Annotated in this window: 13 protein-coding genes; 8 read left to right on the top strand and 5 right to left on the bottom strand. The window is 73.7% G+C overall.

Annotated elements, in window-relative coordinates; translation table 11 throughout:
- The first annotated feature begins 27 nt into the window (after positions 1-27).
- Complete coding sequence (locus ACFY0U_RS31705) at positions 28-3,396, top strand: hypothetical protein (RefSeq protein WP_388641660.1); 3,369 nt, start codon at positions 28-30, stop codon at positions 3,394-3,396.
- Between the two features lie 6 nt (positions 3,397-3,402).
- On the opposite strand, the gene ACFY0U_RS31700 is transcribed toward ACFY0U_RS31705, so the two are convergent.
- On the bottom strand, positions 3,403-4,230 hold the full coding sequence (locus tag ACFY0U_RS31700) for a hypothetical protein (RefSeq protein ID WP_388641658.1): 828 nt from the start codon (positions 4,228-4,230) through the stop codon (positions 3,403-3,405).
- Positions 4,231-4,364: 134 nt separating this feature from the next.
- Positions 4,365-4,661, bottom strand: a complete 297-nt coding sequence (locus ACFY0U_RS31695; RefSeq protein ID WP_388641657.1) for a hypothetical protein — start codon at positions 4,659-4,661, stop codon at positions 4,365-4,367.
- Positions 4,662-4,981: 320 nt separating this feature from the next.
- Here ACFY0U_RS31695 and ACFY0U_RS31690 point away from each other — a divergent pair, with 320 nt between their 5' ends.
- On the top strand, positions 4,982-6,337 hold the full coding sequence (locus ACFY0U_RS31690) for an NAD(P)/FAD-dependent oxidoreductase (RefSeq protein WP_388641905.1): 1,356 nt from the start codon (positions 4,982-4,984) through the stop codon (positions 6,335-6,337).
- 39 nt (positions 6,338-6,376) lie between these two features.
- On the opposite strand, the gene ACFY0U_RS31685 is transcribed toward ACFY0U_RS31690, so the two are convergent.
- Complete coding sequence (locus ACFY0U_RS31685) at positions 6,377-7,024, bottom strand: class I SAM-dependent methyltransferase (protein ID WP_388641655.1); 648 nt, start codon at positions 7,022-7,024, stop codon at positions 6,377-6,379.
- Between the two features lie 144 nt (positions 7,025-7,168).
- Between ACFY0U_RS31685 and pgm the strand changes: the two genes are divergently transcribed.
- A complete protein-coding gene (pgm, locus tag ACFY0U_RS31680) occupies positions 7,169-8,809 on the top strand; it encodes a phosphoglucomutase (alpha-D-glucose-1,6-bisphosphate-dependent) (protein WP_388641654.1) in 1,641 nt (546 codons plus the stop codon).
- Between the two features lie 14 nt (positions 8,810-8,823).
- Here the strand turns inward: pgm and ACFY0U_RS31675 are convergent, their stop codons facing one another.
- Complete coding sequence (locus ACFY0U_RS31675) at positions 8,824-9,348, bottom strand: PadR family transcriptional regulator (RefSeq protein WP_388641653.1); 525 nt, start codon at positions 9,346-9,348, stop codon at positions 8,824-8,826.
- A 92-nt stretch (positions 9,349-9,440) separates the two neighbouring features.
- Between ACFY0U_RS31675 and ACFY0U_RS31670 the strand changes: the two genes are divergently transcribed.
- On the top strand, positions 9,441-10,196 hold the full coding sequence (locus ACFY0U_RS31670; RefSeq protein WP_388641651.1) for an alpha/beta fold hydrolase: 756 nt from the start codon (positions 9,441-9,443) through the stop codon (positions 10,194-10,196).
- Between the two features lie 18 nt (positions 10,197-10,214).
- Here ACFY0U_RS31670 and ACFY0U_RS31665 read toward each other — a convergent pair whose 3' ends face one another.
- Positions 10,215-10,814, bottom strand: coding sequence for a class I SAM-dependent methyltransferase (locus tag ACFY0U_RS31665; protein WP_388641650.1), 600 nt, complete (start codon positions 10,812-10,814; stop codon positions 10,215-10,217).
- Positions 10,815-10,966: 152 nt separating this feature from the next.
- Between ACFY0U_RS31665 and ACFY0U_RS31660 the strand changes: the two genes are divergently transcribed.
- From ACFY0U_RS31660 to ACFY0U_RS31645, 4 genes are read left to right on the top strand one after another with little or no spacing between them, the layout of a single operon-like run.
- Entirely contained in the window at positions 10,967-11,740 is a 774-nt protein-coding gene (locus ACFY0U_RS31660) for an MHYT domain-containing protein (RefSeq protein ID WP_388641648.1), read from the top strand.
- Between the two features lie 45 nt (positions 11,741-11,785).
- Positions 11,786-14,320, top strand: a complete 2,535-nt coding sequence (locus ACFY0U_RS31655) for a nitrate- and nitrite sensing domain-containing protein (protein WP_388641646.1) — start codon at positions 11,786-11,788, stop codon at positions 14,318-14,320.
- Entirely contained in the window at positions 14,317-14,751 is a 435-nt protein-coding gene (locus tag ACFY0U_RS31650) for a roadblock/LC7 domain-containing protein (protein ID WP_194077926.1), read from the top strand. Before ACFY0U_RS31655 ends, ACFY0U_RS31650 begins: the two co-directional genes overlap by 4 nt.
- A 23-nt stretch (positions 14,752-14,774) precedes the next feature.
- Entirely contained in the window at positions 14,775-15,188 is a 414-nt protein-coding gene (locus ACFY0U_RS31645; protein WP_388641645.1) for a DUF742 domain-containing protein, read from the top strand.
- Positions 15,189-15,264: the final 76 nt, after the last annotated feature.

Raw genomic sequence — 15,264 nt, 5'->3', positions numbered from 1 at the left:
GGCCCAGCTGCTCCTCGGTGAGCGCTGATGGCCGCATACGAGGCGTCCCCGACGCCGTCCCGACAGCCCCAGAACCCGCCGGCGCCCCTGACGCCCGCCTGGCTGAGGGCCCACTTCGACACCCTGCCCTTCCCGGCCCGTACGAGCGCCCTGGCGCGGTACGCCCGCACCCTCGCTCCGGATGCCTACGAGACGCTCCACCGCGTCCTCGACCGCGGCGACGCCGCCGACCGGCACACGTCTCTGTTCCTCGCGGTGGTCCGCCGCGACCTGGAACGGGTGGCAGCCGCCCTCGCGGACCCGCTGCTGGGACGCCGGGCCCGCTCGGCGGCCATCCGGCTGCCCGTGCCCGAACAGGCCCTGGAACGCCTGGCCCTGAGCGACATCAGCGCCGTACGCCACGACACCTACCGACTCCTCAAGCTGAGCCGCCGCACAGCACTGGCGGCCCGACTGCTGCCGCGGATCCACGAACGCCACGGCGGCCGGGAAGCGGCCGCACTCCTGCCCGCCTGCCCTCCCGAGACGGTGGCCGAATGGCTGCCCCGCACAGAACCGGCACCCGGCATCCTCAACTCCCTGGCCCGCACCGCCCCCTACGCCGTCGCCGCACACGTGACGGCCCGATGCGCGCACCGTCCCCAGCACGCGACCCGCCGGTACCGAGCCGTCGCCTCGCTCGCCGCCCGGCGTGACCCACGCGCGGCGCTCCTGCTGCTGGACAAGACACCGCTGCTGCTCACTCCCGCAGGCGTCCTCTCCGCCCTCTCCCGCCCCACCGAAGCACTGGCCGTGCTGCGCACCCCGCACCCCGACCCCGGCGGCCGCGGCCGTGAGCGCCTCGTTCCCACAGAACCGCTGCCGCCCTCGGTGCGCCGCGAGCTCCTCGCGCTGCCCACCCGCGACCTGGCGGAACTCGCCGAGCACTTCCGCTGCACCGGACGCCGGCCCACCGCCCCGGGCCGCACCGACGTCACCCCGGACCCGCTGCTCGCTCTCCTCCCACCCGCCGAGCGGCGCCGCATCGTCGAGCGGCACACCAGCGCGACGCCACGGCCCGTCCCGGCCCTGGTGAACGCGCTGGCCGCACTCGAACCCGCCGACCGCGCCGATCTGGTCCGCCCGTCGGCGCTGAGCAGCGAACGCCGCCCGTGGGCCCTGGCCCGAGCGGCACAGGCCCTGCCGCTCGCCGAGGGCGAACCATTGCTGAAAGCACTCGCCGACAACCACCGCCTCCAACACCGCTCCCTGGCCTGGCCCGCCCTGCTGGTCTGCGCCGAACTCGAAGACGACCCCGAACAGTTCGCCCGTATCGCATCCGACTGCGAACGCGCCTGGCACGACCAGGACGCCGTGCGCCGCCCCGCGCTCGAACAACTCGCGGGCGCCGCCGGTCACTTGCTCGCCGCGCTGCCCGAACGCGTTCTGCGTGACGCCGTTCTCACCACCGTCCAGGCCCGCGACTCGACGCAAGGCACCGTCAGGGCCGCGCGACGGCTGCTCCACCGGGTCGTCGAGCGGGCGGCGGCGACCGGCCGACCGGACCGCGCGGCCTACGCGGCCGGGCTGCTCGGCGAACTCGTCACGGGACCGGAACAGACCGAGGCGCTGCCCCCGTTGCACGTCGACGAGGCGACCGCCCGGGCCATCTGGACGGCGACCGCACCGACGGCCCTGCGCCGGCCCGAGGTCGGCACCGCCGTCGCCGAACTCCTCGCGACACGTCTCACCGTGCTGCCGGAACTCGACGCCGAGGCGCGACGGCTCGCCGTCGAGTGCGACGATCCGCACCTGGCGGCGCGTGCCGCGACCGTATGGGTCCGGCCGCCGCGGCTGCGCGAACAGCGCTGCGCCGAACTGATCGCCCTGGACCCGACCTTCGTCACCGTTCCCGTCGTCCTGCGGACCGTCGCCACCCGTCGCACCGATCTGCTCGCCCCCGTCCTGGCCGCCGCGCGCGAGGGCCTCAGGGGCCGGCTGCGGACCAGCCGGACCGCTTGGACACCTCGCCTCGCGCCCGGCGTCGCCGGACGGTGGCTGCCTGCCCAGCGGGACGCCTGGGAGGAGCACCACACGCGCGTGGTGCTCGACGAATCGGCTCCGCTGCACGTGCGCACCGATGCGGCGCGGCTGCTGAGGGACCCCGAACGGCTGACGGCGCTCGCCCAGGACGCCCCGCAGCCGGTGGCGGCGGCGGCCCTCACGGCCCTCGGCGATGTACCGGACCGCGATTCCGTGACCCTCCTGCTGCGGCACGCGGGAACCGGGGGAGTGCGCGGCCGTGCCGCGATGGCCTCCGTGCGGCGGCTGATCGCACGGCTCCCGGACGACGACGCCGTACCCCTGCTGGCACCCGTGGCGTGCGCCGCGGACAGCCCGGTGGGCGCCCGCAAGGAAGCCGTGCGGGCGTTGGCGGACCTCCCGGGCCAGGACGCCTTCCAAGCCCTCCTGGCCGCCTGGGACGTGCCGCGCCAGCACCGGGACGTGCGCGCCGTCCTCGCCCGCGTCCTGCTGCCCGCGATCGACCACCGGGAGGTGGCCGACCGTCTGGTGGGGGCCGTCCATGAGAGCGCCGTGCGCGACGAGGTCGTGCACGCGCGCGTGGGCCTCGGGGCCGCGGTTCCCAGGGAGGCGTACGCCGCCTTCCTTGGACGGCTGGTGGAGACGGGCGACGAGGACACCGTGGTCGCCGCGTGTCAGGTGCTTCCGGCGTGGCTGGTGTCGGGCGCGGCCGACGGGCTCCATGCGCTCGCGGACGCCCTCGCGGCCCCGGCCCGTCCGCGCACGGTGTGGGACGCGGTCGCGCGCCAACTCGTCCGGCTGCCGCCCGGTCCGGTGGCCGAGTCGGCGTTCCGAGGCGCCTTCGACGCTCTGGCCGCTCGAACCGTCGACCCACACACGCGTGCCGACGCGTTGCGACGGCTGCACGCGTGCGCCGAGTACGCGGACCCGGGCGGCGGCGAGGAGCCGTCGGCGGTGCTGGACGCGCTCGCCGACACGCTGGAGACCGTGGGACTCCACGCCGACGCGGCGCGCGTGAGCTGGGACAGCGCCATGGTGCTCGTACGCAACGGCGAACACGACGAGCACCGGTGGGCGAGCGTCGCGCGGCAGTGCGAGGCGGGCGCGGGACGGCTGCCGGCACGGCACTCCGCACCGGCCGATCTGCGCCGGCCACGCGTGCGTGCCGCCCTGCTCGCCGCCGCGCGGACGCTGCGTGCCCGAGGCACCGCCGTGACCGGCCGCCTCGCGCTGGACCTCGTCCGGGCCGGGGGCCGGGCGGCGTCCTGGGACGAACCCTGGCGGGCCGAACTCGACGCGCTCAGAGCCCACCGGGACGCGGACACCGTCGTGGCCGCCCTGTTGGTGGACCCGGACGGCCGCGCCCGTCGATGAGCCGGTTCAGCTGGGACGTACGGCCATCTTGTCGAGCGCCTCCAGCAGCCCCGGCAGCTCCGGGCCACGGCCGACCGGCAGTACCTCGCCGGGCTCGTCGTCGAGCAGCACGAACGCGATGTCGTCGGTCCTGGCCACGAGCGACCAGCCGGGTCCGTCGGCGCGCAGGGTGCGGGCGTCGCCCGGCGCGAAGGACGACCGGACCCGGCCCAGGGGCGGCGGCGTGTCCACGTACCCGCGGGCCTCCGCCAGGACACGTCGGATGCCGCTGTGGCCCCGGGGAGCGCCCTCCTCGCCGTTCTCGGCGGACTCGACCGGCTCAGGCACCGGGAAGTCGGCGTCGTCGATCTGCTCGCGCCACGTGGCCCACTGGAGGGCGATCTCGTCGGCCCCCAGGCGGCGCTGAGCCGGCCCCCAGACGCTCGTGTCGGGCGGCGTCAGCGCAGGGCCGTCCGCGACCTCCGGCTCGGGATCGTGCGGCGCGGGCACACCGGGAGCCGCGACGGCCACGGCGAGGGGCCAGCCGGGCAGGCCGGCGACGACCGAGCGTTCGTCGGGCGAAAGGTCGTACTCCATGCCGCAGTCCCAGGACGCGATGGCGACGGCGACCAGCGAGACGTCGTCGACGACGACCGTCCAGCGGGAGCCGCCGCCGTCCTGGCCGAGCACCAGACCGTATCCGTCGGCGAGCGGCGCGAGACCGAGCGCCGCACAGGCCTCCGGATAGTCGTCGCCCAGCACGCTCGGGAACTTCGCCGGCGTCAGCAGCACCGCCGTGAGCACATAGAGCGCGTCGTCCTCGGCGGCGACGGTGTCCTCGTCCGTCCCGGCCATCCCAGCCTCCCCATCGGTATGTCCAACGGCGCGCACCCTAGTGTGCGCGGAAGCCGCTTGTCACGACTCCCCAGCCCACCCGGAGCTGCTGTTTTCGGGCCGGACGGGGCGAATCGAACGCTTCGGGCCGCCGATCAGGCCGCCGGCAGCCCCAGGAGGGCCCGGGCCACGGTCTGCGGCGACTCGTCGCGCTCCCGGGCGAGCGCGATGACCGCCCGGCACGCCAGCTCGCTCACCCCGAACGACAGCGCCTCCGGCGACACCCAGCCGGCGGCCTCGTCGATCTGGTCCTGGTCGTCCTCGGCACAGGCCGAGACGTAGGCCGCCGCGGCCTCGAACAGGTTGTGTGTGCGTTTGTCCCGCCCGTTGTCCGTTTCGGCGCGCTCGGTGTCGAAGAATCTGGCGAAGGACTTGCGGACCCTGCCGAACATGCTGACCACCTTCCCCCTGCGTGGTTGGCTGACCGATCGTTCATCTCCCCCTACTCAACGTAGGGTTGGAGCTCCGGCGGCAGAAGGGGGGCGGCGCGGTGAAGCGCGCCGCCGACTGTGAGAGATCTGTCCGAGAAGGCGTGGCGGGGGTGCTTGCGAAACGCGCCGAGGGGGCCGGAACACGGTCAACCCGCCTTGCCGCGCAAGATACGTGTGTCTCCTCACCATGTGGCGATCAAGGGAGCGGATCGGTGAACTCAGCCTTAGGAACGGGCCGTTGGAGCGATGGCGGCGGCCGGGGCGAGCGGCATGCGGTCGTCGTGGGCGGCAGCCTCGCGGGGCTCCTCGCGGCGCACGTCCTGGCCGAGCACTGCGACCGGGTGACCGTCGTCGAGCGCGACCGGTTCCCGGAGGCCACCGGGGCACGGCCCGGCGTACCCCAGGGCCGGCATCCCCATGTCCTGCTGGAGGGCGGTCAGACGGCCCTGGAGTCGCTGCTGCCGGGCTTCCTGACGGAACTGGAGGAGGCGGGGGTGCCGCGGGTGGGGCTGCCGTCGGACATGGTGCTGTGGCAGAACGGCCGATGGCTTCGCCGGTGGCCGTCGTCGACGCACATCTACACCGGCTCCCGCGCGCAGCTGGAGGAGCTCGTACGGCGGCGGGTTCTCGCCGATCCGGTGATCGGCGTGGTGGAGGGGGCGGAGGCCGTCGGGCTTCTCGGTGATGCCTCGCGCGTACGGGGCCTGCTCCTGCGGGAACGTTCCGGCGGCGCCGGCGCGGAACCCCGGCCCCTGGAGGCCGACCTGGTCGTCGACGCCTCCGGCAGCGGCACCAAGGCGCCGCGGTGGCTCGCGGCGATCGGCGCCGAGACCGCGCACGAGGAGACCATCGACACCGGGCTCGCCTACGCCTCGCGCGTCTACCGCGGCAGGAAGGGCACGCTCGACGGCGAGACCCTCGGCCACTACGTCTACCCCGGTCCCGACCAGGTCAACGGCGGAGGTGCGCTGCCCCTGGAGGACGGCAGCCATCTGGTCATCGTCTCCGGGCTGCGCGGCGACGAACCGCCCACGGACGACGACGAGTTCGAGAAGTACACCAAGCGACTGGCGCATCCGCTCCTGGACCGCTGGCTGGACGAGGCCGAACCGCTCTCGCCGCCGTTCGGCTACCGGCGGACCGCGAACATCCGGCGCCGCTACGACCTGCCCGGCCGCCGCCCGGCCGGATTCCTCGCCACCGGCGACGCCCTGTGCACCTTCAACCCGATCTACGGGCAGGGCATGGCCGTCGCCGCGATGAGCGCGGTCGCCCTGCGTGCCGCGCTCGCCGACCGGCGCCGCACTCCCACCACGCGCCGCGTGCAGCGGGCGCTGCTCGCGGCCTCGCGGCAGGCGTGGGACATCTCGGCCGGAGCGGACCGCGGGATGCCGGGCGCGGTCGGCACCGCGGTCGCCGCCGGACCCGCGGACCGCGTCGCGGGCTGGTACCTGCGCCGGGTCACGGAACGGTCGTCCGGCGACCCCGTCGTGGGGCGCGCCTTCCGTGCCGTGCTGGTCCTCGCCGAGCCCGTCAGCGCCCTGTTCGCCCCCTCCGTCGTCCGGGCCGTCCTCTTCACCCGGCCCGGACCGACGCCGGCCGAGGCGCCGGCGACACCGGAGGAACGGGGGCGCTGAGGCTGTCCCGCCGGCCCGCTCGTGGCGGTGCCGCGGGCATCAGCGCCCGGCCTCCTCGCGGCGGCAGTACAGGAAGAGGTGGGGCTCGGGCCCCGCACCGGGGTGGTCCGGGGTGAAGGTGGGGTCGTGGCGCGACAGCACGTTCAGCCCCGCCGCCTCCACCATGGCGACCACGTCGTCCTCGGCGAAGCTCGTCGCGCGGACCCGCCGGCCCAGGAAGACCACCTCGACGTCCGCCACGTCCGCGGGCACGGTGGCCAGCACCAGATGCCCGCCGGGCCTCAGGGCCAGGGCCAGGCGCCGCATGAGGGTCGACTGCTGGGTGCGGGTCATCTGGAGCAGCGAGAAGAACACGCACACACCGTCGAACGCGTCCGCGTCGAGGGCGAGATCCCGGATGTCGGCACAGCGGAACTCGGCCTCGGGGACCTGACGGGCGGCGAGTTCCACCATGACGGGGGATACGTCGACGCCCAGCACCGAATGCCCCGCCGCCACGAGCGCCGCCGCGGTGGGCCGCCCGGTGCCGCTGCCCACGTCCAGCGTCCGCGCGCCGGGCGGCAGCCGCTCGATCAGCCACTCCAGCGCCGACAGGTGCGCGGGGGCGTGGGCGAACGCCTTCTCGTAGTCGGCGCCCAGCGCGTCGAACAGCGCCGCGGCGGGCGGCCGTTGGTCCTCGTGGCTCACGTCGGTGTCCCTTCGCTCGCGGACCCGCATCGTCGCACCCGCCCCGCGCGAGCCACAACGGCCGCCCGGTGCGCGTCCCGGCGGGCCGGACAGGGGAGAATGAGGGCCGTACCCCACGGTCGACTCTTGCGGAGGAGCGGGCACATGCAGGACGCGCGAGCGGGACAGGTCGCCGGGCCCGAGGACCTCATCGATGTGGCCCGCCTGGTCACGGCGTACTACGCGCTGCACCCCGACCCGGCCGAGCCCGGGCAGCGAGTGGCCTTCGGCACCTCGGGACACCGCGGCTCGTCCCTCGCGGCGGCGTTCAACGAGGACCACATCGCCGCCACCAGCCAGGCCATCTGCGAGTACCGCGCGGGCCAGGGCACCGACGGCCCCCTCTTCCTCGGCGCCGACACCCACGCCCTGTCCGAGCCCGCGCGGATCACGGCCCTGGAGGTGTTCGCCGCCAACGACGTGTCCGTGCTCATCGACCAGGCCGACGGCTACACACCCACCCCCGCGGTCTCGCACGCCATCCTCGCCCACAACCGGAACCGCACATCCGGCTTCGCCGACGGCGTGGTGGTCACCCCCTCGCACAACCCGCCCGCCGACGGCGGCTTCAAGTACAACCCGCCGAACGGCGGCCCCGCGGGCTCCGAGGCGACCTCCTGGATCCAGGACCGCGCCAACGAGATCATCACCGGCGGTCTGAAGGACGTACGGCGTATCCCGTACACGCGCGCCCTGGCGGCGCCCGGCACCGGCCGTTACGACTTCCTCGGCACCTATGTGGCCGACCTGCCGAACGTGCTGGACCTGGACGCGATCCGGACCGCCGGCGTGCGCATCGGCGCCGACCCGCTGGGCGGCGCCTCGGTCGCCTACTGGGGCCGGATCGCCGAACAGCACCGGCTCGACCTGACCGTGGTCAACCCCCTCACCGACCCCACCTGGCGCTTCATGACGCTGGACTGGGACGGCAAGATCCGCATGGACTGCTCCTCGCCGTACGCCATGGCCTCGCTCATCGAGCAGCGCGACCGGTTCGACATCGCCACCGGCAACGACGCCGACGCCGACCGGCACGGCATCGTCACACCGGACGGGGGCCTGATGAACCCCAACCACTATCTGGCCGTGGCGATCTCGTATCTGTTCTCGCACCGGGAGCAGTGGCCCGCGAGCGCCGGGATCGGCAAGACCCTGGTGTCCTCCAGCATGATCGACCGGGTCGCGGCCGATGTCGGCCGGCCGCTGGTCGAAGTCCCGGTGGGCTTCAAGTGGTTCGTGGACGGCCTGTCGGACGGCTCTCTCGGCTTCGGCGGCGAGGAGTCGGCGGGCGCGTCCTTCCTGCGCCGGGACGGCTCGGTGTGGACCACCGACAAGGACGGCATCATCCTGGCCCTGCTCGCCTCCGAGATCACGGCGGTCACGGGCAGGACCCCCTCGCAGCACTACGCCGGTCTCACGGACCGCTTCGGCGCCCCCGCCTACGCGCGCGTGGACGCCCCGGCCTCCCGCGAGGAGAAGGCGCTCCTCGCCAAGCTGTCCCCGCGTCAGGTCACCGCCGACACCCTCGCCGGCGAGGCGGTCACCACGGTCCTCACCGAGGCTCCCGGCAACGGTGCCGCTCTCGGCGGTATCAAGGTCGCCACCGCCAACGCCTGGTTCGCGGCCCGCCCTTCGGGCACGGAGGACGTCTACAAGATCTACGGGGAGTCCTTCCTCGGCGCGGACCATCTGCGGCAGGTCCAGGAGGAGGCCAGGTCCGTGGTGCTCGCGGCGCTGGGCGCGTGACGCGGCCGTACGGGTCAGCCGTCCAGTGAGGTGAGGGTGTCCCGCAGCCAGGTGAGTTCGGCGCGGGACGTGGCACGCGCGATCGTCAGGATGCCGCGCCGGAAGGGGTCCTCCAGCTCCTCGGCGCGCAGCGGCCGGTCGCCCTCGTAGAAGAAGCTCGCGGGTTCCTCCAGGAACGCCAGCCTGCGCCGCAGCACGGCCGCCTGCGCCGACGCGTCGTCCAGGTGCCGGAGGAACGCGAGCAGGGTGAACCAGCGGTTCTCGTCGGTGATGTCGCGCTGCACGGGCTCGGCGAGCCGGCGGCGCAGATCGCGCCGTCCGTCCTCGGTGAGCGTCAGGACGTGTCGTGGGGCGGCGACGGATCCGGGCTCCGTCGCGCGCTCCAGGAGCCCGGCCTTCTCCAAGCGCTTGATCGCCGGATAGAGGGTGCTCTCCGCGATGGGCTTCACGTGCCCGGTCAGCGCGGTGATGCGTTTGCGCAGCTCGTAGCCGTGCAGGGGGGCGTCGTACAGGAATCCGAGGATGGCGAGCTCCAGCATGCCCGCATTCTGCCGTACGACGGGTGTACATCGCCTGATGCATACCTCGCTACCGATGTATTGTCCTGGTGACGATCCCGAGGGAGGAAGCGATGAAGCAGGCCGAGTTCGACGGCAAGGGCAGCTGCATCCGCTGGACGGAGGTGCCCGGCGAGGAACCCACGCGCGTGTACGTACACGGACTGGGATCGGTCTCGTCCGTCTACCACGCCCATATCGCGGCCCGGCCCGAACTCGCGGGCAACCGGAGCCTGTTCGTGGACCTGCCCGGACACGGAATCAGCGACCGGCCCGACCACTTCGGTTACACGCTCGACGACCACGCGGGCGCCCTGGCGGCGGCCCTGGACGCGGCAGGCGTCACGGGTGCCGAACTCGTCGCGCACAGCATGGGCGGCGCCGTCGCCCTGGTGCTCGCCCACCGGCGCCCCGAGCTGGTCTCCCGCCTGGTGCTCACGGAGGCCAACCTGGACGCGTTCCCACCGCCCGCCGCGGGCAGCAGCGGCATCGCCTCCCACGAGGAGGACGCCTTCGTCGACGGTGCCTACGCGCGCGTGCTGGAACAGGTCGGCCCCCTGTGGGCGGCGACCATGCGGCTGGCCGACCCGCGCGCCCTGCACCGCACGGCTGTCGGGCTGAGGCGCGGATCCGACCCCGTCATGCGCACGATCCTCGAAGGTCTCACCGTCGAGCGCGTGTATCTCCAGGGCGAGTCGAGCGGTGAACTGGAGGGCAGGGCCGGCCTGGAGGCCGCGGGCGTGCGCGTGGTGACCGTGCCCGGCGCCGGTCACAACGTGATGTTCGACAACCCCGACGCCTTCGTGGCGGCGGTCGCGGGGCGGGACTGAAGAGGCGGGGCCGCGGGGTCAGTCGTCCCGCACGGCCAGTGCCAGGAACCGGGTGTCCTCGTCGACGTACGACGTCATACGCCACCCGGAACCGGCCAGCAGGGGCCGGAGACGGGGCTCCGCACGCAGGTCGTCCGGCGTGATCTGCCGGCCCTGCCGTGCCGCGAGCGCCGCCCGGCCGATCGGGTGGAACAGCGCCAGCGTGCCGCCCGGACGCACCACACGCGCCAACTCCCGCAGATTCTCGGCCGGATCGGGCAGATGAGAGATCAGCCCCGCCCCGAACACCGCGTCGAGCGAGTCCGCGCGCAGCGGCAGCGCGGCCACGTCGGCCAGCAGCAACCGCCCGTCGCGGTCCCGTCCGGCCCGTACGGCGGCCTCGAGCATGGCCGGGGTCAGATCGGCCCCGAGGACCACTCCCGAGGGCCCCACGGCCGCACGCAGGGGCGGCAGGGCGCGCCCGGTGCCGCAGCCGGCGTCGAGCACGCGATCCCCCTCGCGCAGCCCGAGGGCGGCGACCGCGGCGGCGTAGGCGGGGCCGTCGTCGGGGAAGCGGGCGTCCCAGTCGGCGGCCCGGGCGCCGAAGAACTCCTGGACATGTGTGTGGTCGTCGCTCATGGTCCGCATGATCTCTCACCGACAAGGATGATGCTCCTGCGCACACGTTCGAGCGCGACGCGATCGTTCAAGTGCATCTCTGCGTCATATTCCAACACCTTTCGAACTGCGCCCCCTTTGTGTGCCCATGCCCCGACTAGCGTCCCTGAGCCATGGGACACCTGGACCACGCCGCACTCGGCTGGCTGACCCCCGTGCTGTCGTACGTGATGGCCTGCATCGGCGCCGCACTCGGGCTGCGCTGCACCGTCCGCGCGCTCGGCGCCACGGGGCGTTCACGCCGCAACTGGCTCATCACCGCCGCCTCCGCGATCGGAACCGGCATCTGGACCATGCACTTCGTGGCCATGCTCGGCTTCAGCGTCAGCGGCACCGACATCCGCTACGACGTGCCGCTCACCATCGTGAGCCTGCTCGTCGCCATGATCGTCGTCTGTGCCGGCGTCTTCGCCGTCGGCTACGGCAAGGACCGCGCGCGGGCGCTCTTCCTCGGCGGGCTCACCACCGGACTCGGCGTGGCGAGCATGCACTACCTGGGCATGGCCGCCGTACGTCTCCATGGCGACGTGAACTACGACCCGGTCCTCGTCGGACTGTCGGTGCTGATCGCCGTCGTCGCCGCGACAGCCGCCCTGTGGGCCGCGCTCAACATCAAGTCGCCCGTCGCCGTCACCGTCGCCTCGCTCATCATGGGGGCCGCGGTGAGCAGCATGCACTACACCGGGATGTTCTCGGTGAGCGTGCACGTCAGCCCCTCCGGCGCGGCCCTGCCCGGGGCCACGGCGATGCAGTTCATCTTCCCCCTCGCCGTCGGCCTCGGGTCCTATCTCTTCCTGACCTCCGCCTTCGTCGCGCTGTCGCCGACGTCGGGGGAGCGCGAGGCGTCCGCCTCGGCCCAGCGGCCGGTCGAGAGCGTCGCCGGCTGACGGGCCGCCGGACCCGCCCACCGACCACTTCCGAGGCAGGAGGCCATGCGTACTCCCCGTAGGACCCCCACGAACGGCGCCGAGGCGTCGGCTCAGCCCCCCGCCCGCGGCCGCCGCGCCCACGCCGGACCACCCGCCGACGAACGACTGGACGAGCCGGTGGGCGCCGCACCGCACGAGACGCCCCCGCGCGCGGGACGATGGCTGATACGCCCCCGCACCGTGCGCGCCAAGATCGTCTGTCTGCTGATGGTGCCGGTCGTCTCGCTGCTGGCCCTGTGGGCGTACGCCACCGTCAGCACCGCCCAGGACGTCTCCCGGCTGCGGCAGTTGCAGCGGGTGGACGCCCAGATCCGGACCCCCGTCGCGGCCGCCGTCGCGGCCCTCCAGGCGGAACGCGCGGCCGCGGTGCGCTATGCGACCGACCCGACCGGCGGCCGCAGCGGAGACCTCAAGTCCCTTGCGGAACGCACGGACAAAGCCTTGGAGAAGCTCCGGCTCGGTGACGACAACACCGTCGCCGACGGCGAGGAACTGCCCGCCGGAGTGGCCCAGCGCCTGGAGACCTTCGTGACCGGCGCCGAGCAACTGCGCTCCCTGCGCACCGCGGTGCTCGACCGCCGCGCCGGCTGGAACGAGACGTACGGGCGCTATACCCGGACCATCGCCACGGCCTTCGGCGTGGGCGGCGCCCTCACCGGCATCCAGGACGCCGAACTGGGCTCCGACGCGCGCGTGCTCCTCGAGTTCTCCCGCGCGGGAGAGGCGTTGGCCCAGGAGGACGTCCTGCTGGCCGGTGCCCGTCTCGCCGGGCGCATCGACGGCGAGCGGCTGCGGCTGTTCACCGGAGCCGTCGACATCCGTCGCACGCTCACCGAATCCGCGGTCGCCGACCTGCGCGGCCCCGAACGCGCCGCCTGGCAGGACCTCGCCGAGGGCGGCGACTACGCCGCCGTGGGCACCGTCGAGGACGAGGTCCTCGCGAGCCGCACGATCGCCGCGGCCCCCGAGGCCACCTGGAGCAAGGCACACGCGCGCGTGCAGGACGGGATGCGGACCATCGAGGAGGACGCCGGACGCGGGGTCGCGGACCAGGCGGACCCGTTCACCCGCGGTCTGCTCACCCCGGCCGGTGCCGCCGTCCTGTTCGGCCTCGCCGCCGTCGCCGCGTCGCTCGTCATCTCCGTGCGCATCGGACGCGGCCTGGTCATCGAGCTGGAGGGGCTGCGCAACAGCGCCCTGGAGATCGCCCGCCGTAAACTCCCCGAGGCCATGCGGAAGTTGCGGGCCGGCGAGGAGATCGACGTCCAGGCGGAGGCCCCGCCCGGGCCACCCTCGGAGGACGAGACGGGACAGGTCGCCGAGGCACTGGGGACCGTGCACCGCGCCGCGCTGCGGGCCGCCGTGGAACGCGCCGAACTCGCCAGCGGCATCTCCGGGGTGTTCGTCAACCTCGCCCGCCGCAGCCAGGTCCTCGTGCACCGCCAACTGAGCCTGCTCGACAGCATGGAACGCCGCTCCGAGGACCCCAACGAGCTCAGCGACCTCTTCCGGCTCGACCACCTCACCACCCGCATGCGGCGCCACGCGGAGAGCCTGATCATCCTCTCCGGAGCGGCACCCGGCCGGGCCTGGCGGATGCCGGTCTCCCTGACCAACGTGGTGCGCGCGGCCGTCTCCGAAGTGGAGGACTACGCGCGCGTGGAGGTACGGCAGCTCCCCGAGGCGTCCGTCGTGGGCGGGGCCGTCGCCGACGTCACCCATCTCCTGGCCGAGATCGTCGAGAACGCCGCACAGTTCTCGCCCCCGCACACGCGCGTGCGCATCACCGGCGAACCCGTGGGCAACGGCTACGCGATCGAGGTCGAGGACCGGGGGCTGGGCATGGGCAAGGAGTCCCTCGCCGAGGCCAACCACCGCATCGAGCAGTCCGAGGCGCTCGACCTGTTCGACAGCGACCGGCTCGGACTCTTCGTGGTCAGCAGGCTCGCCGCCCGGCACGGCATCAAGGTCCATCTGCGCACCTCGCCCTACGGCGGCACCACCGCCGTCGTCCTCCTGCCCACCGCCCTGCTGCACAGCGGTTCGGAGGAACGTTCCCCTCGCAAGGCCGCAGGCCAGGACCACGCGTACGCGCGCGTGCCCGGCCCCGCCCGGCCCCAGGAGTCCGTGCACGCCTCGGCCGACCGGCCCGCACTGGTGGCCCCCGCACCGGTCGCCGCGGAGGCCAGGGCCGAGGTCGCGGCACCGGCCAGGGCGGAGTCCGGGGCCGACACCCCACCTCCCGGAGTCACCACCTTGCGACTGCACCGTCCCCCGGACGACTCCGAAGGATCGGACGATCTCCCGCGCCGCGTCCGGCAGGCGAACCTCGCCCCTCAGCTGCGTGAACCACGCACGGAGGAACCGGAACCGCACTCCGACCCACGGGGCGAGGACCGGCGCACCCCCGAGCTCGTACGGGACCGGATGGCGGCCTACCGCGACGGCTGGGCACGCGGCGGCGGCCGCCGGCCCGGCCGCGGCGCCACCCCGGAATCCCCCGCGGTCAGCGACAGCAGCGAAGGAGACCCCGCATGATCCAGGATCCCGCCATGAGGGCAGCTCAGAGGTCCGGCGAACTCGACTGGCTGCTGGACGACTTGGTGCTGCGCGTCAGCGAGGTACGACACGCCGTGGTGCTGTCCAACGACGGTCTGGCCGTGGGGGCCTCCACCGATCTGCGCCGCGAGGACGCGGAGCACCTGGCCGCGGTGGCCTCCGGCTTCCACAGCCTGGCCAAGGGCGCCGGCCGTCACTTCGGGGCGGGCGGAGTGCGCCAGACCATGGTCGAGATGGACGACGGTTTCCTGTTCGTGGCCGCCGCGGGCGACGGCTCCTGCCTCGCCCTGCTCACCGCCGTGACCGCCGACATAGGCCTGGTGGCCTACGAGATGGCACGGCTCGTCAAGCGCGTCGGCGAGCACTTGTACACGGCGCCGCGCGTCGCCGCGCGGCCGCCCGCCGGATGAGACGAGAAGGGCGGTCCACGCTCATGACGCAGGACATGACGGACGCCCCGCGGGAGCAGGGCAGTCAGTGGTACGACGGTGAGGCGGGGCCGCTCGTGCGCCCGTACGCCATGACGGGCGGACGCACCAAACCAGGCCCCACCGGGGTGCGTTTCGACCTCATCGCCCTGGTCACGCTGGACGCGGCCGCGCCCGGCGTCGACGACGACACCGCGCTCGGACCGGAGCACCGGGCCCTGATCGAACTGTGCCGTGTCGAGACCCAGTCGGTCGCCGAACTCGCCGCGGGCGCCGACCTGCCCGTCGGCGTGGTCAGGGTGCTCCTCGGCGACCTTCTGGAACTCGGCTGCGTCACCGTCAGCCGCCCGGTACCGCCCGCGCAGCTTCCTGACGAACGGATTCTGCGCGAGGTGATCGAAGGGCTGCGGGCACTGTAGATGAAACTTCGTAACCGAACGCGCGTGAACCGGCCACATCGGTCAAATAGCGGTCCAACCCCTCGAAGGGGTACCG

The sequence above is a fragment of the Streptomyces sp. NPDC001536 genome (genome assembly GCF_042894505.1).
Classification (GTDB): domain Bacteria; phylum Actinomycetota; class Actinomycetes; order Streptomycetales; family Streptomycetaceae; genus Streptomyces.
This window is presented reverse-complemented; position numbering and strand designations above follow the sequence as displayed.